Here is a 20,453-nt window from a genome sequence, read left to right on the forward strand (position 1 = left end):
CTACTTCCGGACGGTGTTGTCGCCGCCCACGATCCCGGCCACGGCGGCGTCGTACTCCGCCGCTGCCTCCTGGGGGGATTTGTTGCCGGTGATGACGGCTTCCGTGGCCTCCTGGACGGCCGCTGAAATCCGGGGGTAGTCAGCAGTTGCCGGCCGGTACCGGGTCACCGAGACAAGCTCGGATACATCCCTGACGAACGGGTTGGCATCCAGGTACTCCTTCTCGGCTGCCACGTCCTTCCGGACGGCAATCTGCGAGCTATCCACGGTGAAGGCCAACGAATTCTTCTTGTTGAGCGCCGTTGAGAGGAAGTTGAAAGCCAGTTCCGGTTCCTTCGTCCCCGCCCCGAGCGCCAGGGTCCAGCCGCCCGACATGCTCACGGCACCGGGCGCCTGGCCGTTTTGGGTGGGGAAAGGGGCCACGCCGATCTCCTGCTCGTAGCCGGGCCACTCGTAGGAACCGCCATCCTGCCAGAACGACGGCGCGTAGGAGCCTTCCACCGTGGCACCCATTTTGGCGTTCGGGAACCATTCACCGAAGACCTTTTTCCAGACATTCGCGTCCAGCGCTTCAGCCGGCGAAACCGCCAGTTGCTCTTCATACAGCGTTTCAAGGAATCCCAGCGAGTCCCGGAAACCGGCGGACCCAACCACCCATTTGCCGGCATCTTCGTCATACAGGGCAGACCCTGTCCCGTACAGCAGCTCGTAGAAGCTTTGCATCACAGAGCCCTCGCCGGTGCCCTTGCCCGCGTACATGTTGAACGGGATCACCGTGGGGTCGTTGGCCTTGATCTTCCGGGCGGTGTCCAGGATGTCCTGCCAGCTCCGCGGCTGCCAGGGAAGGCTGATCCCGGCATTTTCCAGGACCTTCCGGTTGTACCAAATGGCGCGGGTGTCCGTGCCCAGCGGCACCGCGTACGTCCCGCCGTCGTCCGCGCGCCCTGCCGCCTTGGCGCCGTCGTCGAACGTATCCCAGTCCGCCCAGCCCTCAAGGTGGCTGTCCAGCTTGAGGAGGTAACCGGCGTCCACGTCGGAGCGGACCTTGAAGGTGTCCTCGTAAAACACGTCCGGTGCCGTGGACGGCGACCGGAGGGCAAGCGCCAGTTTGGTGCCGTAGTCGTCGTCGTTCGCCTGGATGGGCTGCAGCTCGACCTTGACACCCTGGTTCGCCGCCTCGAACTCCTGCTTGGCGGCCTGGAGCATGGTATCCAGGGCGGTGAAGGAGTCAGTCTTCTGGTAAGCCACCTTCAGGGTCTTGGAAGCACCCGCCGGATCAGCCGGGTTGCACGCCGTGAGGACAATCATTGCCGAAGCGATGAGGGACATGGTCTTCAGCGACTGGCGACGCATGGTGCTCCATTCGGTCAATGGCTGCGGTCCCCGTTGTCAGCGGGCCCCCAGCCGCGGCAATAAGCAAATGCTAGATGGACGCCCTGACCCAGGCAAGGCACCGCCGGCGGCGCACCGGTCAACTCTCCAGGAGAAGCCGCTGGGCCCGGGGCGCCAGCGTATATTCCAGGACCAGGGAGGCCGCTCCGATGGCTCCGACGTCCTCTCCTACCCCGGTGCCCACCACCTCGATGGGATGGATGAGCCGGGTGTCGCTGTTGGCCTCGAGCAGCGCCGGAATCTTCTCGAGGTAACGTCCGGCCAGCCGGCTCCAGAAGGGCCCTCCGAACACCACGCGCTCAACGTCCAGCGTGTTGGTGACCACCGAGGCGGCACGCGCTACCCGCGCTGCGGACTTGTCGATGATGGCAAGGGCCTGTTCGTTTCCCTCGTCCGCAAGGTCGCACAGCCGGGAAAAGCTTTGCTGGATCTCCGCACCGCTGTTCCCGGACCGCGTGCCGTCCAAAATCCCGGCGGCCTCCGCTTCGGCCACCAACACCTGCGGGATGCAGGTGGACTTCACGCAGCCGCGCAGGCCGCAGTCGCAAGGGGGTCCGTCCGGGTCCACCACGATATGGCCGATCTCGCCGGCGTTTCCGGAAGTTCCCCGGACAACCTCGTCATTGAGGACAATGCCGCAGCCGATGCCGGTGCCCATGTACATGAAGACGAAGCTGCCGGAGCCGCTGGGGCCGCCGGCCCACGTTTCCGCGACGGCGGCGCTGGTGACGTCCTTGTCCATCAGGACGGAATAGCCCGTGGCTTCGGAAAGGGCGCTGCGCAGTTCCACCCGGTCCCAGCCGGGGAGCAGGGGCGGATCCACCACGGATCCGCTATCAAGGTCGATGGGGCCGGGAGCAGCGACGCCGAGTCCGGCGATCCTCTCCCGGTCCACGCCGGAGTCCTCCACCAACTGGGCGATTTCCTCAGCGATGGTGGAAATAACGGCCGACGGATCGTTGCCGCCGGGGGTTTTGATCCTCGAGTGCCGCACCACTGCGCCCACCAGATCCAGGACCACGAAGGTGGTGACAGCGGGATCCAGGTGGACACCCAGCGCGAACACACCGCCGGGGTTGAGCCGCAGGATGGTGCGCGGCTTGCCGGGTCCGCTGCCTTCCTTGCCCGCCTCCACGATGAGGTTCTGGTCAAGGAGGCGCCGGGAGATGTTGGAGATGGTCTGCGGTGAGAGGCCCACAATCTGGGCCAGCTCCACCCGGCTCAGCCCGGCGGAAGCCCTTCGGATGGCGTCCAGGATCACCGTGAGGTTGAAGTCCCCCATTTTGGGCAGGTTGGTTCCGCGCCTCGGTGAGGATTGGCGGATCTCAGTCACGGCTTCCCCTAAACGTCTTTGGCCACGTACTTGTGGTGATGCTTGAATCGTACGTTACGCGTGGTCACAGACCCATAGGGCGGGCACGACGGCGCGGCGCGGCAAGGGCGGTCCTCCCCCTGGGCGGAGTGGGGCCGGCCTGTTCGGCTTATCCATCGCCGCGGCGGGTGCTCAACGTCACCGTGAACTTGGGGTTCCTGCCTTTCACGGCGGTAGGCCCAACGTGCCGCTCCAGCGCGGGCAGGTAGGGCAGGTGGCGGTTGAAGACCGTCCACAGCTCGCCCCCGGGCGCGAGGACCCGTCCCGCTGCCTCAATCATCTTCAGGCCTGCTCCAGCATGGACCCCGGCGCCGACGTGGAACGGCGGGTTGAGCAGGACCAGATCCACGCTGCCTGCCGCCAGGCTGCTGAGGGCGTCATCCTGCAGGACGGTGATTCGGCCTTCCAGCCCGTTGGCTTGTGCCGTTGCCTGCGCGGAGGCCACTGCTGCGGCGGACTGGTCCGTGGCGGTCACTGCTGCCCCAGGGTGCTGCCGGGCGTACATGGCGGCAAGGATTCCCGTGCCGCAGCCCAGGTCGACGGCGTGCCGGGCCGCCTTCATGGCCGGGAGGAACGTCAGCAGGAACCTGGTACCGATGTCCAGTTTGGTGCCGGCGAACACTGCCCCATGGGCGGCGACGTCGAGGTCGAGCTCGGCGAGGTGTTCGACGACGGGATAGTTTCCCTTCCCGCCCCCTTGCGGACCGCATGCCAGGATCACGCGCGACTTCTGCCTGGCGAGCTGCGGCTGGACGGAAGAGAAGTGGCGTTCCAGCACGGCGTTCATGCCGAGTGACATGTGCTTGACCCGCCCGCCGGCCAGGAGCGTAACGTCCGGTGCCGCGTAGCGGGCCACCGCGGCGGCGATCTCGTCCAGCTCAGCCAGCGTCTTGGGCAACTGAAGCAGTACTGCCTGCGCCCCGGCCAGGAGTTCCGGGCCAAGCGGCAGCTGGGTGAACCCTGGCTCCCCGTCCGTGGAACCGGCGGGCATCCCCGCCGGGGCGGCCGGGAGCAGGCTGGCGCTACGGAGCCCGGCCGCGTTGAGCTGCAGGGCGCGCTCCCCGGTGATCAGGTCCTGGTGGACCCGTACGGAGCCCGGGTTGAGCGCGGCGATGGCCCCGAGCGTCAGCGCACCGTACCGGTCCCCGATGACGGCCACTGCGCTTCCGGAAGCCACCAGTCCCCCGGCTGCCTCAAGCAGGAGCCGGTCCGTGGCGTCCCACGCCTGCAGGTTGGGTGCTTCCACATCCGGCCTGCGCCGGAGTGCTGCAAAGAGATCCCCAAGACTGTTTGATGCCAACTGTTCCCGCTGCTTTCCGTTGTTCTGGTTGCACGTGCCGCTGCCCGGAACTGCTGCCGCTCATTCCAAAGCCGTCCGCAGGCTTTCCCGGCGGTCCCGCCGGGCGCCACCCGGGCCGTCCCCGGCGTCGAGCCTTACATAGCCGGAGCCACGGCGCTGAAGGTGACAGGCAGCGGAGAACCCGGCCGGCCCGCACCAATGACGATGACGTCGGTTCGGGCAGAATTCACCTCCCCAATGATAGTCGCGCGAGGTATTCCGGCCTTAGTGTTGGCCCATGGAGACGGGAGGAGCACCATGACCACAGCTACCGGGAATGCATCGCGGCTCGCCAGGGCCCTGGCAGTAGTGCTTGGCACTGAAGAAATACCCCTGCGCCTCCGCGCTTGGGACGGTTCCGAGGCAGGGCCGGCGGGAGCGCCTGTCCTTGAGTTCCGATCCCGCCGCGCCCTGCGCCGGATCCTGTGGTCCCCGGGCCAGCTCGGCCTGAGCCGTGCCTATGTGGCTGGCGAGATCGACTCTCCCGGGGACATTTTCGCAGCGTTCGCGGCCCTGAGCTCGGCGGGCAAGTTCGCGGAGCCGGGTCCGTTCCGGCCGCTCACCGCCGGTGAAGTCTGGACGCTGCTGCGCACCGCGGTCCGGCTGGGCGCCCTGGGCCCCAACCCTGCACCACCGCCGGAGGAGGCAAGGGTGGCCCGGAGAGGTCCCCTGCACTCGCGCCGCCGTGACTCCGCAGCCATTTCGCACCACTATGACGTGGGCAACGACTTCTACGCCTTGGTGCTGGGACAGTCCATGGTCTACTCCTGCGCCGTGTGGCCCGACGACAGTGACCACCCGGAGCAACCGGATGCCGGGAGCCGGCTCGCCGACGGCCTGGACGCCGCGCAGGAGGCCAAGCTGGACCTGGTATGCCGCAAGCTTGGCCTCCTGCCGGGCATGCGCGTGCTGGATGTCGGCTGCGGCTGGGGCAGTTTTTCCCTGCATGCGGCCGGGAAGTACGGCGCAACCGTTGTGGGCGTGACGCTGTCCAAGGAACAGGCCATCCTGGCCCGGAAACGGGCCGCAGACGCCGGACTGACCGAACGGGTGGACATCCGGGTCCAGGATTACCGGGACATCGGGGACGGTCCGTTCGATGCCATCAGTTCGATCGGAATGTCCGAGCACGTTGGGCGGGAGCAGACCCCCGGTTACGCCGCTGCCTTGTTCGGCCTGCTCCGGCCGGGCGGGCGGCTGCTAAACCACGCGATCTCCTGGAATGCCGGTCCCACCAAACCCGATCCGAATTCCTTCATCCCCCGTTACGTGTTTCCGGACGGGGAGATGATCAGCCTCGGCCAGATGGTTTCCGCCCTGGAGGCAGCAGGCTTCGAGATCCTGGATGTGGAGGCACTGCGGCGCCACTACGCGTTGACCCTGCGCGCGTGGGTCCACAGGCTGGAGGCAAACTGGGACCAGGCTGCGAAACTCAGCGGCCTCGGAAGGGCCCGGGTCTGGCGGCTTTACATGGCTGCAAGCGCACTGGGTTTCGAAGGCGGCCTGACAGGCGTCAACCAGGTCCTGGTACAGCGGCCCGGCGGCGACGAACCGCCGCTGCGGCGCACAGCGTGGCTTTGACTGCCCTGGCAGTGGGGCGACACAGGATCGTGCCCCCGGAACCGGGCTCATAAGCAAAAGGGACGATCCCGTGGGGACCGTCCCTTTTGTGCCGGTGGAGCTGAGGGGACTCGAACCCCTGACCCCCTGCATGCCATGCAGGTGCGCTACCAGCTGCGCCACAGCCCCGGACTTTGCCGCTCCCGGTTTACCACCTCGAAGCAACCTGTTCAGCTTAATGCACTTTCGCCGCTCACGCCAATCGGCCTGGTCCGCCTTGCGGCCGCATCGGCTCCCGGCCGGGGCAGGTAAATCACACAAAAAAATCCGCCGGAATCGCAGTGATTCCGGCGGACCGTCCGGTGGAGCTGAGGGGACTCGAACCCCTGACCCCCTGCATGCCATGCAGGTGCGCTACCAGCTGCGCCACAGCCCCGAACTATTGCCGCTCCTTCAAGCTTTTCGGCTTTCCCCGAAGCAACTCAAATATCTTAGAACAGCAATTCCGAAAATTCCAAATCGGGCATATTCCGCGTGGTTCCGCGGATTTACTCGCTCTCGGACACAGCAACAGCCTTTACGGAGGTGTCGTCACCGAGCTGCAGGTCAACGACGGGGCAGTCCTTCCAGAGGCGCTCCAGGGCGTAGAAAACGCGGTCTTCCTCATGCTGGACATGGATCACAACGTCCGAGTAGTCCAGCAGTACCCAGCGGCCGCCGGAACGGCCTTCACGGCGGACAGGCCGCAGGTCCTGCTTGGCGAGCTCTTCCTCGATCCCGTCCACGATTGCGTTGACCTGCCGCTCGCTGGGTGCGGAGGCAATGAGGAAGACGTCGGCCAGGGCGAGCCGCTCGCTGACGTCCAGGGCAACGATATCCTGCGCAATCTTGTCCGCGGCTGCCTTGGCGGCGGCGCGGGCTATGGTGATGGATGATTCTGATGCAGTCACGTGACTCCTTGTTGGGTGGAAACTCTAAGTGGCGGAACGCGGCTCAGCGGGACATGCCGCTGATGATGAGGATGATGCCCGAGACCAGGGCCACGATTCCGAATGCCAGGATGCAGAACTGCAGGACCCTGTTCCGCTGCGCCCGGGCCAGTCCGGCCGTGGCAGCGTCCAGGGGCTCCAGGCCGTAGGCCGACCTGGCGGGGATCCGCGGGAGGTCCTCAAAGAGGTCCTCCGACTGGTTCGCGTCGGTCATCACGGGCCGCGGACGGGCAGCCGCCCGGGCTGCGGCTTCCGCCCTGGCAATGACGTGGGAGCGGCCCGAACCGGCATCGGGTGCGGCCGGACGCTGAGGGCCCGCAGGGCGCCGTTTCTTGGTTCCGGGCGCCGTAACCTTCGACCCCGGACGGGTGGTGACCGGGACATGTGAGGTTGCGGGCGGCTTCATGACCGGCCGGTCGATGCCGGGAACCTGCACGAACTCCAGCGGGGTGACCATGGCAAGGTTGCTGGCCGTCGATGGCGCCGGGCGCTGGCTTGCCGGGCCGGCCTGGTCCCCGGCGCCGGGTTCCCGCGCCGGGCTCTTGGCAGGATCCCTCGACGGCGCAACCGGGGCTCCGGCCTGCTCGGCCAGCTTCTGCTTGGCAATGGCGCGGCGGTTCAGGATGGCCGCACGTTCGGCCAGGGCGATCTGCTCCGCCAGGATCTCCGGGTCAACCGCTTCCGGGTCCAGGGAGGCGATGTGCTCCATCTTGGCGATCTGGTTCTTGGCCTGCTCGGCGAGCAGTGCCCGTGCCGCCAGGGCCTGTTCAACCGTCATGCCCGCAGGGGCTGCAGGACCCGGCTCCGCACCGGAGGGTTTCTTGCCGTCCTGGGCAGCCCGCTCCCCCGCGCCCCGGCCCTCCTGCACCTGAGCGGCGGCATCGGTCTGGACGGACGACGGCGGCACAACGGGGTTGGCCGCGGTCAGCGCCTGTTCCTTGAGCTGCTGCAGGCGGAGCTGGCGCCGGGTGGGTGGCCCTCCGGCAGAGAGCTGGCCCTCTTTTTCCTCCAGCTCCTTAAGGGTGCGCAGGGCTGCGCGGTCGCGCGCCCGGATCTGGGACGACCGTTGAGTGGAGGTTTGCTCGGACACAGCAGCAGCGGGCCCGGGGGCCGAAGGGGTGGCAGCAGGCGGGTTCGCGGCAGGGGAAAGCTGCTCCGTGCCGGCGGGCACGGGCTGTTGGGCATCCCTGGCCTTCCGGAGTTCCCGGCGGCTGCGGATGGGGGGCTGTTCCTGACTCATTGAGAACTCATTCAGTACTGGCTGGTTCACGTGCTTGGGAAGTTGGGACATCGCCGGCTTCCACGGCGTCGGCGTACAGGCCGTACTTGGCGATGTACTGGACAACGCCGTCCGGCACCAGGTACCAGACCGGGTTGTTCGCCGCCACGCGCGTGCGGCAGTCCGTGGAGGAGATGGCCATGGCCGGAACCTCAAGGAGGCTCACGTCAGCGCGTCCCATCCCGTCGAGGACATGGCCCGGCCTGGTGACTCCCACAAAGTGGGCGAGCGACCACAGTTCGTCGATGTCCTTCCAGGAAAGGATTTGTGCCAGTGCGTCCGCTCCGGTGATGAAGAACAGATCAGCGTCGGGACGCTGGGCGCGGAGGTCCCGGAGGGTGTCGATGGTGTAGGTGGGACCTGGCCGCTCAATGTCTACCCTGCTCACAGTGAAGCGCGGATTGGAGGCCGTCGCGATGACTGTCATGAGGTAGCGGTGCTCGGGCTCGCTGACGTGCTGGTGGGACTTCTGCCACGGCTGGCCGGTGGGGACGAAAACCACCTCGTCCAGGTCGAATTCCGCCGCCACTTCGCTGGCTGCGACCAAGTGGCCGTGATGGATGGGATCGAACGTCCCGCCCATCACGCCAAGCCGCAGCCTGCCGGTGGCACCCGAGCGGTGCAGGGCGCGGGAAATGTTAGCGGCCCTGCCCGTGATCGTGCTTGTTGGGGTGCTGGCGGTGCGGGTCCGCGTGCTCCTCGGTTGCTGCGTGGCGGTTGCCCAGGTTGGAGTAGGACAAGGTGATGAACATCAGCACCAGCAGGAGGGCGAAAATAACCACCCCGAAGACCCACGGCTCAGCCCACAGCGGCGCGAGTTCGTGTTCTCCGCCTTCGGCGACGGACGTGGCAATCTGCTGGAACAGCATTTTCTCCCCTTGGGCTCAAACTATTGTGGCAGCGGAAAGCTCCGCCGTTTCTGACTTCTGGTCTATGTTACCGTGCGCTACCCGCGCACCTGGCCCTCGCCCTGCACGATCCACTTCGTGGTAGTGAGCTCGGTCAGCCCCATGGGGCCCCGCGCGTGCAGCTTTTGGGTGGAAATGCCCACCTCGGCGCCGAGGCCAAGCTCCCCGCCGTCGGTGAACCGGGTGGAGGCATTCACGATGACGGCAGCAGAATCAACCTCGGCGATGAACCGTTCTGCGTTACGGAGATCGTTGGTGAGGATCGCCTCCGTGTGGCCCGTGGACCACGTACGGATGTGCTGCACGGCCTCGTCCAGGCTGTCCACCATGGCCACCGCGAGGTCCAGGTCCATGTACTCCGTGCCCCAGTCCTCCTCAGTGGCAGGTTCGGACTCGATGGAGGCGGGCAGGGCCGCGCGGACCCGCTCGTCGGCATGCAGCCGGACCCCTGCCTGGCGGAGCGCGGCTGCCACGGCAGGAAGAACGGGGGATCCCGAGTGGACCAGGAGCGTCTCCACCGTGTTGCAGACGCTGGGCCGCTGGGTCTTGGCGTTGAGGAGGATCTCGACTGCCATGTCCTCGCTGGCCGATTCATCGATGAAGATGTGCACGTTCCCTTCACCGGTCTCGATCACAGGCACGGCCGAGTTGACGACAACGGTCTGGATGAGCTCCCGGCCGCCGCGGGGAATCAGCACGTCCACCCTGCCGCGCGCCTTCATGAGGACGTTGGCACCTGCGCGGCCGTACTGGTCGACTGTCTGGACGGCGTCGGCAGGCAGGCCTACGGACTCCAGCGCTTCACGCAGTACCCGCACCAGCACCTCGTTGGTGGCTTGGGCGGCAGTGCCGCCGCGCAGGATCACGGCGTTGCCGCTCTTGAGTGCCAGCCCCGCAATGTCCACGGTGACGTTCGGCCGTGCTTCGTAGATTGCCGCCACCACACCCATGGGCACGTTCACCTGCCGGAGGCGCAGGCCGTTGGGAAGCGTCTGCCCGCGGACCACGTTACCCACGGGATCGGGAAGGTTGGCCAGGTTTTCCAAAGCTGCCACGAGTCCCGAGATGCGGGTTTCCGTCAGGGTAAGGCGGTCCAGCATGGCGGCGGAGGTGCCATTGGCTTTTCCTGCCGCCACGTCCATGGCGTTGGCCGTAAGAATGGCCCCGGCGTTCTCCTCCAAGGCTGCGCCGACGGTACGGAGGGCGCGGTCCTTCCAGGCCCGGTTTGCCATGGCCATACGGCGCGCGGCGTCACGGGAGCGGTCCGCAATGGCATGGACTGCTGCCTCAATATCGCCCGAAGACAGCGGGGAGTCAGCCGGCACCTGCGCCACGGATGAATTAGCCGGCTGCGCCTCGGTGGCGGCAGTATCTCCGGGATTTTCAGCAGTCGTGTTGTGGATCAGGGCCTCAGTCATGTTCCAAGTTTAGGCGAGCGGGAAGCTCAAACCAGCACCAGGTCATCAACGTGAACAACTTCGCGGTCATAGCCGCTGCCCAGCGCCTCACCCAGGTCCCTGGTGGACCGGCCAAGCATCTGCGGCAACTCCGCTGACGAATAGTTCACCAGTCCCCGCGCAACCACGGTGCCGTCGGCAGCTGCTATCTCGACGGCGTCGCCCGCTTCAAATTCACCGTGGACGGCGGAGATGCCTGCGGGAAGCAGCGAGGTGCGGTGGTGCCGCACAGCCTTGACGGCGCCTTCGTCCAGCACCAGCCGCCCTTGGACGGAGGCGACGTGCGCCAGCCACAGGAGGCGGACGGGCTTGCGGGCACCGTTGACCGTGAACCAGGTGCCCACGTCCTCGCCGTTAAGGGCAGCCGCCGCGTTAGGGGTGGAAGTGACAAGGGCATGGATGCCGGAGCCGGCTGCCATGGTGGCCGCTTCCACCTTGGTCAGCATCCCGCCGGTGCCCACGCCTGCCTTGCCGGGCTTCCCGATGGAGACGCCATCCAGGTCCGCGGGACCCGCAACGAGCGGGATCCGCTTCGCGCCAAGTGACGGCGGGCCATCGTAGAGGGAGTCGACGTCGGACAGCAGCACGAGCGCATCGGCCCGGACCAGGTGGGCAACGAGGGCAGCGAGCCGGTCGTTGTCACCGAAGCGGATTTCATGCGTGGCCACGGTGTCGTTTTCATTGACCACCGGCACCACGCCAAGGTTGAGCAGCCGATCCAGGGCGCGGAAGGCATTGGTGTGCTGGCTGCGCCGCATGAGGTCTTCGGCGGTGAGCAGCACCTGGCTGACCGTCACACCGTGCGCCCCGAAGGCCTGGGTGTAGCGGGCCATCAGGAGGCCCTGCCCCACGCTGGCAGCTGCCTGCTGGGTGGCAAGATCGCGGGGGCGCTTGGCAAGGCCCAGGGGTGCCAGGCCCGCGGCGATGGCACCGGAGGAGACCAGGATGATTTCGGTGCCGGTGTTGCGTTTGGCCGCCAACGCGTCAGCCAGGGCAGTCAGCGCCTCTTCCGAGATGCCGCCCTTGATGCTGGTCAGCGACGACGAGCCAACCTTCACCACGATCCTGCGGGCGCTGGCGAGCACGCTCCTGTCCACGGACCGCGCCAGCGGCACCGCAGCTGCAGCCCTAGAACTCATCGCCTGCGTCCAGTCCACTCTCCTTGAGCGGCTTGGCGACCCGGCGGCTGCTCACGGACTCGGTCCAGATGCCGGCCTTGCGCTCGGCTTCAAGTTCGGCGCGGGCGGCCGCCCTGGCGTCCTTGCGTTCCTGCTGCTCTTCACGTTTCTGTCCGCGCGTGGGGCGGTCGCCGATATCGGCAAACCGGACGTCGGTGCCGCGCGGCGAGGCCAGCAGTTCCGCACCGGCCATCATGGTGGGCTCCCAGTCGAAGACAACGCCGTCATCCTCGCCAATAACAACTGTGTCGCCGGGCTTGGCGCCCTGCTTGAACAGCTCCGTCTCCACGCCGAGCTTTGCCAGGCGGTCAGCGAGGTAGCCGATGGCTTCCTCGTTGGTGAAGTCCGTCTGCTTGACCCAGCGCACCGGCTTTTCGCCCAGCACGCGGAACAGCGGCTCAAGGCCCTTCTCTTCCCGGCGGATCCGGAAGCCTGCTTCATTGACCGCGCGGGGCTTGATGACAACGGGCTGCACCTTGGGCGGCGCAGCAGCCACCGCGTCCCGGGCCGCCTGGACGATTTCGGCCATGGCAAAGCCCAGCTGGCGGAGGCCCTCGTGGCTAGTTGCCGAGATTTCAAAGACCCGGTAGCCGCGGGATTCCAGTTCGGGGCGGACGAACTCGGCCATGTCCTTGCCGTCCGGCAGGTCCACCTTGTTCAGTGCCACCAGGCGGGGGCGGTGGTTCAGCGGAACCACTTCACCGTCCTGGCCCGCGTAGCTCATGTCCACGGCGTACTTTTCGAGTTCGGCCTCGATGACGGCCAGGTCCGAGAGGGGGTCCCGGTCAGCCTCCAGCGTGCCGCAGTCCAGGACATGGACCAGCGCCGCACACCGCTCCACATGGCGGAGGAAGTGGTGTCCGAGGCCCTTGCCCTCACTGGCGCCTTCAATCAGCCCCGGTACGTCTGCAATGGTGAAGCGGACATCCCCGGCCTGCACTACGCCCAGGTTGGGAATCAGGGTGGTGAACGGGTAGTCGGCGATCTTGGGCCGCGCCGCGGACATGGCGGCGATAAGGCTGGACTTGCCGGCGGACGGGAAACCCACCAGGGCAATATCCGCAATTGACTTCAGTTCCAGCACAATGTCGCTGGACTCGCCTTCGATGCCGAGGAGGGCAAAGCCGGGAGCGCGGCGCTTCTGCGAAGAGAGCGCGGCGTTGCCCAGGCCGCCGATGCCGCCCGCCGCCGCCACGTACTCGGTGCCTTCGCCCACGAGGTCGGCGAGGACGGTGCCGTCCTTGGACTTGACCACCGTGCCGTCCGGAACGGGCAGGATGAGCGTCTCGCCGTTCTTGCCGCCGCGCCAGTCCCCCATGCCCGGGCCGCCGTTGGTGGCGTGGCGGTGGGGCGCGTGGTGGTAGTCAAGGAGCGTGGTGGTCTGGTGGTCCACGCGAAGGATCACGTCGCCGCCGTTGCCGCCGTTGCCGCCGTCGGGACCACCCAGCGGCTTGAACTTCTCACGGTGGACGGAGACGCACCCGTGGCCGCCGGTACCGCCGGATACGTGCAGTACTACCCGGTCTACAAAGCTGGCCACGTGGATCTCCTCAGTGCTGTTTCCTGGACACCCAAGGGCGCCAAGACGATTGTAATGCGGTTAAAAGAACAGTGGAGCGGACCACATGGCCCGCTCCACCGCTTCAGAACTGGTTGTTACTCTGCAGCTGCAGCAGCAACGATGTTGACGACGCGACGACCGCGGCGGGTGCCGAATTCAACGGCGCCCGGGGTCAGGGCGAACAGGGTGTCGTCGCCGCCGCGGCCAACGCCGGCGCCCGGGTGGAAGTGGGTGCCGCGCTGGCGGACGATGATCTCGCCTGCGGAAACTACCTGGCCGCCGAAGCGCTTGACGCCGAGGTACTGTGCGTTGGAGTCACGACCGTTGCGAGTGGAGCTCGCGCCCTTTTTATGTGCCATCTGAAATGCCTGCCTCTAAATTCTGGGGAATCTGCTGAAAAACCTGAACAGTAACGGAAGGTTACTTGATACCAGTGATCTTGACCTTGGTCAGTTCCTGGCGGTGACCCTGGCGCTTCTTGTAACCGGTCTTGTTCTTGAACTTCTGGATCACAATCTTAGGACCACGGAGGTCCTGGAGGATCTCAGCCGTAACAGTTACCTTGGCCAGGTCAGCAGCGGCGGAGGTGACCTTGTCACCATCAACCAGGAGCAGTGCGGGCAGCTGAATGGTGCTGCCAGCTCCACCGGCGACGCGGTTCAGGGTAACGAAGTCTCCAACGGAAACCTTCTCTTGGCGGCCGCCTGCGCGGACAATCGCGTACACCACTTGGGAACTCACTTCTCTCGACGTTTATTACAAATTTGCGTGCGGAACCCGGTTCCATAATTGGTTGGGCTCTCGCTGTGCCTCAACGCCGTGGGGTCATAACCCAAGTGTTGGCGTAAGCACCGAAGATCTAGAATACGCTAGTTTTGGCTTCGGCCGCAAATGAGGCTGGTTCCGGCGGGTTGTCTGTGATAGGTACCACAACACATTTCCCTGGCCGGGGGGGTGCCCCACCATAGTACCGGCGCGGCGGCCGTCCGGACGTCAGGAATGAAGGCGCGGCGCGTCGAAAAATTCAACTTCCAGGCGGCAGGACTGCCTGAATGCCGTGGCCATGGCATCCTTCTCATGCGCCGGAGCGGTGCGCCCCGCACTGTCCACAATGGCAACCGCCCTGCGGGTGGCCGCGGCGAAGTCCTCATCCGCGTATGTGCGCAGCCACTCCGCGTAGGGATGGCCCGCCGGCTCCCCGGCAGCCACGAACTGTGCGTGGAGCGTTTTGCCCACCTCCGCGTACAGCCAGAAGCAGGGCAGGACGGCTGCCGCCAGCACGGCATAACTGCCCGACGCCGATGCCGCCACCAGGTGGTCCACGTAGGACTTGGTCACGGGTCCCAGCTGCGGCTCAACGGTCCGGGTACTGAGCCAGGAGCGGTGCAGTTCAGACTCGACCTCCAGGCATTGCGCGGCGGAACGTGCCCAGAAGAGTTGCTCTGCCTCGGTGGGGGCCAGGGCACTTGTCCGCGCGAGCACCCGTGAATAACCGTTGAGGTAGATGGCGTCCTGGGCCAGGTAGTAGCCAAACTGTTTCTCGGCCAGGTCGCCGGAGGCCAGGTCCCGGATAAACGCCAGGGAGTAGATGGCTTCCAGGTGCTCCTCCGCTTCAGCCCACAGCCGCGCCGCGAAGCTGCCTTCAGCAGGCTCCGGCTGAAGGTGGTGGAAGTGGTGGACTGGTCCGTTGCCCGTACCCACCTCCAGCGACTCCGAGGCCTCCAGCGCGCCGGACAGCCAGGGCTTGACCTCCCGGAGGGCTGCCTCCCAGTCCCCCAGCCGCACCTGGACTGTGGCCATGGCTGATGACAGTGAACAACCGGTGCCGTGGCTGTTCAGCGTTGCCACCCGCTTGCCCGGGACCACCACCACGTCCTGGCCAAGCGTGCCTGCAGTGTCGACAAGGGCGTCGGGGCATTCGTCCCCGGCCAGGTGTCCGCCCTTCACAAGCACCGTCGCCCCGGTGGCGGAAGAGAGCTCTCGGCCCTGTTCCAGGGCGCCTTCCCAGCTCTCCTGCACGTTCCCGCCCACCAGCATGGCAAGTTCAGCCAGGTTGGGCGTGATGAGGTGCGCCAGCGGCAGCAGCTCGCGAAGTGCGGCTTCGGCGGATTCCTGCAGGAGCCGGTCACCGCTGGTGGCCACCATGACAGGGTCCAAAACCACGACGCCGGGACGGACTTTTTCGAGCCACGCCCGGACAGCTTCGATCACCGCGACATCACCCAGCATCCCGATTTTCACGGCGTCGATGCTGATGTCCTCACTGAGCGCGTCAAGTTGCCGGGTGAGGAAGGCAGCAGGGGGTACGTGGACGCCGCGTACGCCGCGGGTGTTTTGTGCGGTGAGGGCAGTGATGGCGGCCATTCCGTAGCCGCCGTGGGCCGCGATGCTTTTCAGGTCCGCCTGGACGCCGGCTCCGCCGGACGGATCCGAGCCCGCGATCGAGAGGACCCGGGGCACGTGCCGCCGCTGGCCGGACTGTGCTGCAGGGGCAGGGGCGCCCTGAGGGGTGGCAGCGGGCAATTCGAGAGTTGAAGACAAGAGACATCCCTTCGCCGGTGCTAGCCGGACAGGTTCAACGGGTGTGGATCTCAGCCCGCTCTGTGCGCGGCACCCCGTGTCGGTTCACCAGCCTAGCTTTTTTGCGGTACGCAGGGCGAAGGTGACGCAGTGCGACTGGTGCGGCCTTAAATGCCGGATGCCCGGCCGTCCACACGTGGTGGGCGGCCGGGCATCCAGCGTGTCGCGTGCGGTGGCCTAGAGTTCCGAAGCGGGAACCCCGACACCCAGGATGATGGGCTCCGCGGCAGGCTTGGCGTTGCCTGGCGCAGGGGCACCTGCCTGGTCAGCTTCCGGCGCCTTTGCAGAGTGTGAATGCCCTGCCGCCGCGGCGGGGACATTCTCGTGCTGCTCGACGGAGGTCTCGTTGGCCGCACCCTGGGCGCGGCTGGCGCTGCGGTTGCGGCGCGCCCGGCGCGGGCGGGACTGTTCCAGGGTGTGGTCGGAATAGTCCTTTTCGCGCAGCGCATGGGCAGCCTGCAGCGGCTCAGGCCGGACCTGCGGCGACTCCGCCTGCGGTGCCTGGACGTGCTGCGGTGCCTGGACGTGCTGCGGTGCCCGGACCTGCTCCGGTTCCCGCTGCTCCTTTTCCGGCGCCCGCCGTTCGGGCTGACCGGCTGTGGCTTCCGCGGCAGGGGCAGGCTCACCGAGGTGGGCGAAGGCTTCGGCGAGCCGGTCCAGCGTCAGGGCCGGCTTCGGCTGCTGCTCCTCCGCGTGCTCCACGAACGGCAGGGCAACCTTCTCCCCGCCAAAGGTGAGGACGGCGGCAGGCCGGGAGGCGTCGCCGTCGTGCTTCTCAGGTTCCGCCGGCTGGACCTGCGGAGCCTGCCGGGCCGCGGCTACCTCATCGTCGTGCAGGTGGGCGGCGTGTGCTGCCGCAGCAATATTGGCAAGGGCAAGCCTGGTGGCTTCGGCCTTCGCGTGCCGCTCGGCGTCCGTGGGGTCGGGGTGGACCGTGTGCACGTGGAGGGCGGCTGCAGGAGCAGCGTCCACCTGCTGGCCGCCGCGGCCACGGCGGCGCTTCCGGTCAGGACGGACGCCGGGCTGGCTGCTGTCCCCGCGCTGGGCCTCAGCGCGGTGGCTTTCATTCCGGACATCCGGGCGGGCGTCCGAGCGCTGAACGTGGTGTTCGGCCGCCACGATATTGGCCCGGCGGTGCTCCACGGGGTCATCGTGGGTCACCACGCCGCGGCCGGCGCAGGCCTCGCACTGCTCGCCAAACACTTCAAGCAGCCCGGTGCCCATCCGCTTGCGGGTCATCTGCACCAGGCCAAGGGACGTGACTTCGGCAACCTGGTGCTTGGTGCGGTCCCGTCCCAGGCACTCCACCATCCGACGGAGGACGAGGTCGCGGTTCGATTCCAGGACCATGTCGATGAAGTCGATGACGATAATGCCGCCGATATCGCGCAGGCGGAGCTGGCGTACCACTTCCTCCGCAGCTTCCAGGTTGTTCTTGGTGACCGTCTCTTCAAGGTTGCCGCCGCTGCCGGTGAATTTGCCGGTGTTGACATCCACAACAGTCATGGCCTCGGTGCGGTCGATCACCAGCGAGCCGCCGGAGGGCAGGAAGACCTTCCGCTCCAGTGCCTTGTGGATCTGTTCGTCGATCCGCCATGCGCTGAAGATGTCCTGGTCCTTGGTCCACTTCTCGAGGCGCCCCACCAGATCGGGAGCAACGTAGGTGACGTAGGCCTCAATGGTGTCCCAGGCTTCCTCGCCGGAGACGATCAGCTTGGAGAAGTCCTCGTTGAAGACGTCGCGGACCACCTTGATGGTCAGGTCCGGTTCGCCGTACAGCAGTTCCGGAGCAAGGATCTTGGTGGACTTCGACTGGCTTTCGATGCCTTCCCACTGGGCCCGCAGCCGGTTGATGTCGTGGGTCAGCTCTTCCTCGGAGGCGCCTTCCGCAGCGGTCCGGACAATAACGCCGGCCTGCTCGGGGAGGCGGTCCTTGAGGATCCGCTTGAGGCGGTTGCGTTCGACGTCGGGCAGCTTGCGGGAGATGCCGGTCATGGAACCGCCGGGAACGAAGACCAGGTAGCGGCCCGGCAGTGAGATCTGGCTGGTCAGGCGCGCGCCCTTGTGGCCCACGGGGTCCTTGGTGACCTGCACCAGGACGGTGTCGCCGGACTTGAGCGCGTTTTCAATGCGGCGCTGCTTGCCCTCGAGGTTCACGGCCTCCCAGTTGACTTCGCCAGCGTACAGGACGGCGTTGCGGCCGCGTCCGATGTCCACGAAGGCTGCTTCCATGGACGGCAGCACGTTCTGGACCTTGCCCAGGTAGACGTTGCCGATCAGGGAATCCTGCTGGGTCTTGGAGACAAAGTGCTCGGCCAGGACGCCGTCTTCCAGGACGGCAATCTGGATTCTGTCATCGCGCTGGCGCACGATCATCTGGCGGTCCACGGACTCCCGGCGGGCCAGGAACTCGGCTTCGGTGATGACGGTGCGGCGGCGGCCCGTGTCGCGCGATTCGCGGCGGCGCTGCTTCTTGGCCTCCAGGCGGGTGGAGCCCTTGACGCTGGTGACCCGGTTGCTGACCGCGGGTTCTCCCACGGGGCGCGGGGCGCGGACGCGGGTCACCGTGTTGGGGGGATCGTCGTCTCCCCCGCCCGTCAGTTCAAGGTCCTGGTCGCCACGGCGGCGGCGGCGCCGACGGCGGGACGTCACGCCTTCGTCGGCCTGCCCGGCGGCTTCCTCGTCGGCGTCATCGGCAGCATCGGTCTCGGCATCGGAGCCTTCGGCGTCTTCGCCGTCACGCTCGCCAGTCCTGCTGCGGCCGCGGCGGCCGCGGCCTCGGCGCCTCCTGCGGTTACCGGCATCGTCCGAGTCGTCCTCGGTGTCCTCTTCTTCAGCTTCTTCCGTGGCGGCCGGCGCGGGCCGGACAACAGCGCTGAGATCCGGGGCCTGGAACAGGACGGAAGTGGCGGAACCTGGCTCCAAAAAGAGGGAGCCGAAAGGGCTTGCCGGGGCGGTGGAAGCGGCAGGGGCGGCTACGGGTTCCGCCGCAGCATCGCCCTGGGCCGCTGCCTCGGAGGCGGGCGGGCCCTGCACGGGAGTGCCGTTGTCCTGCCCGGCTGCGGAAGGCAGGACCGCAGGTTCCGGTGCTGCCGCTTCGGCTTCGGCTGCGGCGACTGCCGGGTCAGCAACGGCTGGAGCTTCCGCGGCAGGTGCGGCTTCGGCGGGTGCAGCTTCGGCGGGCGCAGCTTCGGCGGGCGCACTCTCTGCCTGCGCAGCCGCAGCCTCCACCGCCGGGGCGGAGGTCTTGCGGGTGGCAACCCGCCGGCGTCGGACGGGTTTTACGTCCTCCGCGGCGGCTTCAGAAGGCGCGCCGGCCGACGCAGCCTGCGCGCCGGCGTCGTCGCCGGCAGCGGCGGCTGCCTCCTCAGCGAAGGCCGGAAGCGGCTCAGCCGGGTCAACCTTCTTCCTGGAGCGGCTCCGGCGGACGGGTGCCTTCGCCTCAGCGGCGTCGGTAACCGGCACTGTGTTTACTGCGTTCGCGCCGGATTCGGCGGCGCTGGCCCCTGCCTGCACGGAATCTGCGCCCGCGGTGCCTGCCGCAACGTCTGTTTCGGCGATCAGGGCGTCACTGGCCTTGGGAGCGGCTTTCCGCCTGGTCCTCGTGGCCTTCTTCGGCTCGGCCTCGGCACCCGTGGCGGCGGCTTCATCATTAACGGCTGAAACTTGTTCATTATCCATATGTGGCAACACTCCTGCCCCTGACGTACCGCCACATCCGGCACCCATTGGGGCACATATTGTCAAAACCCGCAGGCGTTGACAGAAGTCAAGTGGATACCCCCAGGTTCGCACCGGCAGTGGGGTGCGGCAGCCCGTGGGGGCCGGCAGGATGTTCAAAAACCCGTTGTTCCACGTGTCACAACCAGGTGCCGCCCAATGGAGTTGCGGGAGGCCGGATTGACAAATCCAAAGCCTGCGCTGCTCATCATTGGCGGTCTTGCGAACAAGCCACCGGACCGGAATCCGAATGTGGATCGGGTTCCAGCCACGTTCATTCTCTCATACCCGGACTATTCCACGGCGGAAGAGGCGCTGCCTGTTCCCTCCCTGAAGGGTCTTTCCAGCCGCCGGCGTTACAATCGGGCAAGGAGCACCCGATGAAAAGGACGCCTTGCCAATGCCCAGCATTTCCCCCGTCAGCGGCACCCACGCGCCGGAACGGACTCTTGACCCGGACACCAGTGCGGCTGGAGCCCGCCCGCCCATGACCCGCGACCGGCCCCTCGGCTGGCTGCTGGTGGTCACCGGGGTGGTTGGCTGGCTCGCGTCCGGAGCACTGGTCCTGGAGAAGCTGGAGGTCCTCAAGGACCCTAACCACACCACGGTGTGCGATGTGAACCCTTGGATCTCCTGCGGCCAGGTGATGCAGACGTGGCAAAGCTCGCTGTTCGGCTTCCCCAACATGTTCATCGGCATCGTGGCGTTCGCCATCACCATCACGGTGGGAATGGCGCTGCTGGCCGGCGCCAACTTCGCCCGGTGGTACTGGCTTGGCCTGCAGGCCGGCGCCACGCTGGGCTTCGCGTTTGTGGTGTGGCTATGGTCGCAGGCGCTGTACGTCATCCACATCCTGTGCCCGTTCTGCATGATTGTGTGGGCGGCAATGATTCCGCTCTTCGTGTGGGTGACCATCCGGAACATCAGCGCGGGCGTGATCCCGGTACCTGCCAAGGCCGCCCGCATCCTGGGCGACTCCGGCTGGATCATCACCGCACTGCTCTACGTGGCCGTTATCGCCACCATCTTCTTCGCCTTTATCCAGGTTTTCGCCGGCACGTCAGGCTTCTAGGCCTGCGGACGGGAAAAGCCCCTGGTTCCGAAGAACCAGGGGCTTT

Annotated in this window: 16 protein-coding genes, 2 tRNA genes and 1 riboswitch; of the genes, 2 read left to right on the plus strand and 16 right to left on the minus strand. The window is 66.7% G+C overall.

Going from position 1 to position 20,453, the window contains the following annotated elements; translation table 11 throughout:
* From ACQ3DC_RS12050 to ACQ3DC_RS12060, 3 genes are all read right to left on the minus strand, one after another.
* Nucleotides 1–1,353, minus strand: coding sequence for an extracellular solute-binding protein (locus ACQ3DC_RS12050; protein WP_430752327.1), 1,353 nt, complete (start codon nucleotides 1,351–1,353; stop codon nucleotides 1–3).
* A 118-nt stretch (nucleotides 1,354–1,471) separates the two neighbouring features.
* The gene (locus ACQ3DC_RS12055; protein WP_157243127.1) at nucleotides 1,472–2,674 is read right to left on the minus strand and encodes an ROK family protein; all 1,203 of its coding nucleotides are present in this window, start codon (nucleotides 2,672–2,674) and stop codon (nucleotides 1,472–1,474) included.
* A gap of 199 nt (nucleotides 2,675–2,873) precedes the next feature.
* Nucleotides 2,874–4,064 carry a class I SAM-dependent methyltransferase gene (locus tag ACQ3DC_RS12060; RefSeq protein WP_430752328.1) on the minus strand — a complete coding sequence of 397 codons (1,191 nt, stop codon included), beginning with the start codon at nucleotides 4,062–4,064 and terminating at the stop codon, nucleotides 2,874–2,876.
* Nucleotides 4,065–4,361: 297 nt separating this feature from the next.
* On the opposite strand from ACQ3DC_RS12060, the gene ACQ3DC_RS12065 reads away from it, so the two are divergent.
* Nucleotides 4,362–5,684: a class I SAM-dependent methyltransferase gene (locus tag ACQ3DC_RS12065; RefSeq protein ID WP_430752329.1), complete on the plus strand. Its 1,323-nt coding sequence runs from the start codon at nucleotides 4,362–4,364 to the stop codon at nucleotides 5,682–5,684.
* A gap of 95 nt (nucleotides 5,685–5,779) precedes the next feature.
* Here ACQ3DC_RS12065 and ACQ3DC_RS12070 read toward each other — a convergent pair.
* From ACQ3DC_RS12070 to ACQ3DC_RS12130, 13 genes are all read right to left on the minus strand, one after another.
* Nucleotides 5,780–5,852, minus strand: a tRNA-Ala gene (locus tag ACQ3DC_RS12070).
* Nucleotides 5,853–6,026: 174 nt separating this feature from the next.
* Nucleotides 6,027–6,099 (minus strand) — tRNA-Ala (locus ACQ3DC_RS12075).
* 112 nt (nucleotides 6,100–6,211) lie between these two features.
* Nucleotides 6,212–6,613: a ribosome silencing factor gene (rsfS, locus tag ACQ3DC_RS12080; protein WP_430752330.1), complete on the minus strand. Its 402-nt coding sequence runs from the start codon at nucleotides 6,611–6,613 to the stop codon at nucleotides 6,212–6,214.
* Nucleotides 6,614–6,656: 43 nt separating this feature from the next.
* Nucleotides 6,657–7,892, minus strand: a complete 1,236-nt coding sequence (locus ACQ3DC_RS12085) for a hypothetical protein (RefSeq protein WP_430752331.1) — start codon at nucleotides 7,890–7,892, stop codon at nucleotides 6,657–6,659.
* Between the two features lie 7 nt (nucleotides 7,893–7,899).
* Nucleotides 7,900–8,529, minus strand: a complete 630-nt coding sequence (gene nadD / locus ACQ3DC_RS12090; protein ID WP_255428835.1) for a nicotinate-nucleotide adenylyltransferase — start codon at nucleotides 8,527–8,529, stop codon at nucleotides 7,900–7,902.
* A 40-nt stretch (nucleotides 8,530–8,569) separates the two neighbouring features.
* The gene (locus tag ACQ3DC_RS12095; protein ID WP_157241972.1) at nucleotides 8,570–8,800 is read right to left on the minus strand and encodes a hypothetical protein; all 231 of its coding nucleotides are present in this window, start codon (nucleotides 8,798–8,800) and stop codon (nucleotides 8,570–8,572) included.
* 77 nt (nucleotides 8,801–8,877) lie between these two features.
* Nucleotides 8,878–10,257, minus strand: a complete 1,380-nt coding sequence (locus ACQ3DC_RS12100) for a glutamate-5-semialdehyde dehydrogenase (RefSeq protein WP_430752332.1) — start codon at nucleotides 10,255–10,257, stop codon at nucleotides 8,878–8,880.
* Nucleotides 10,258–10,283: 26 nt separating this feature from the next.
* Nucleotides 10,284–11,435, minus strand: coding sequence for a glutamate 5-kinase (proB, locus tag ACQ3DC_RS12105; RefSeq protein WP_321213742.1), 1,152 nt, complete (start codon nucleotides 11,433–11,435; stop codon nucleotides 10,284–10,286).
* Nucleotides 11,425–13,014, minus strand: coding sequence for a GTPase ObgE (gene obgE / locus ACQ3DC_RS12110; protein ID WP_323057040.1), 1,590 nt, complete (start codon nucleotides 13,012–13,014; stop codon nucleotides 11,425–11,427). The genes proB and obgE overlap by 11 nt, the downstream gene beginning before the upstream one ends.
* Before the next feature lie 116 nt (nucleotides 13,015–13,130).
* The gene (rpmA, locus tag ACQ3DC_RS12115) at nucleotides 13,131–13,394 is read right to left on the minus strand and encodes a 50S ribosomal protein L27 (protein WP_009372867.1); all 264 of its coding nucleotides are present in this window, start codon (nucleotides 13,392–13,394) and stop codon (nucleotides 13,131–13,133) included.
* 61 nt (nucleotides 13,395–13,455) lie between these two features.
* Nucleotides 13,456–13,764 (minus strand): 50S ribosomal protein L21, encoded by a 309-nt coding sequence (rplU, locus tag ACQ3DC_RS12120; protein WP_066276623.1) that lies wholly within the window; start codon nucleotides 13,762–13,764, stop codon nucleotides 13,456–13,458.
* A 264-nt stretch (nucleotides 13,765–14,028) separates the two neighbouring features.
* On the minus strand, nucleotides 14,029–15,576 hold the full coding sequence (gene thiD, locus ACQ3DC_RS12125) for a bifunctional hydroxymethylpyrimidine kinase/phosphomethylpyrimidine kinase (protein ID WP_430752333.1): 1,548 nt from the start codon (nucleotides 15,574–15,576) through the stop codon (nucleotides 14,029–14,031).
* Nucleotides 15,566–15,663, minus strand: a riboswitch (TPP riboswitch). It overlaps the preceding gene by 11 nt.
* Before the next feature lie 129 nt (nucleotides 15,664–15,792).
* Entirely contained in the window at nucleotides 15,793–19,296 is a 3,504-nt protein-coding gene (locus ACQ3DC_RS12130; protein ID WP_430752334.1) for an Rne/Rng family ribonuclease, read from the minus strand.
* 439 nt (nucleotides 19,297–19,735) lie between these two features.
* On the opposite strand from ACQ3DC_RS12130, the gene ACQ3DC_RS12135 reads away from it, so the two are divergent.
* Nucleotides 19,736–20,407, plus strand: coding sequence for a vitamin K epoxide reductase family protein (locus tag ACQ3DC_RS12135; protein ID WP_430752335.1), 672 nt, complete (start codon nucleotides 19,736–19,738; stop codon nucleotides 20,405–20,407).
* Nucleotides 20,408–20,453 lie beyond the last annotated feature (46 nt).

The organism is Paenarthrobacter sp. NEAU-H11 (assembly GCF_050573415.1).
Classification (GTDB): Bacteria; Actinomycetota; Actinomycetes; order Actinomycetales; family Micrococcaceae; genus Arthrobacter.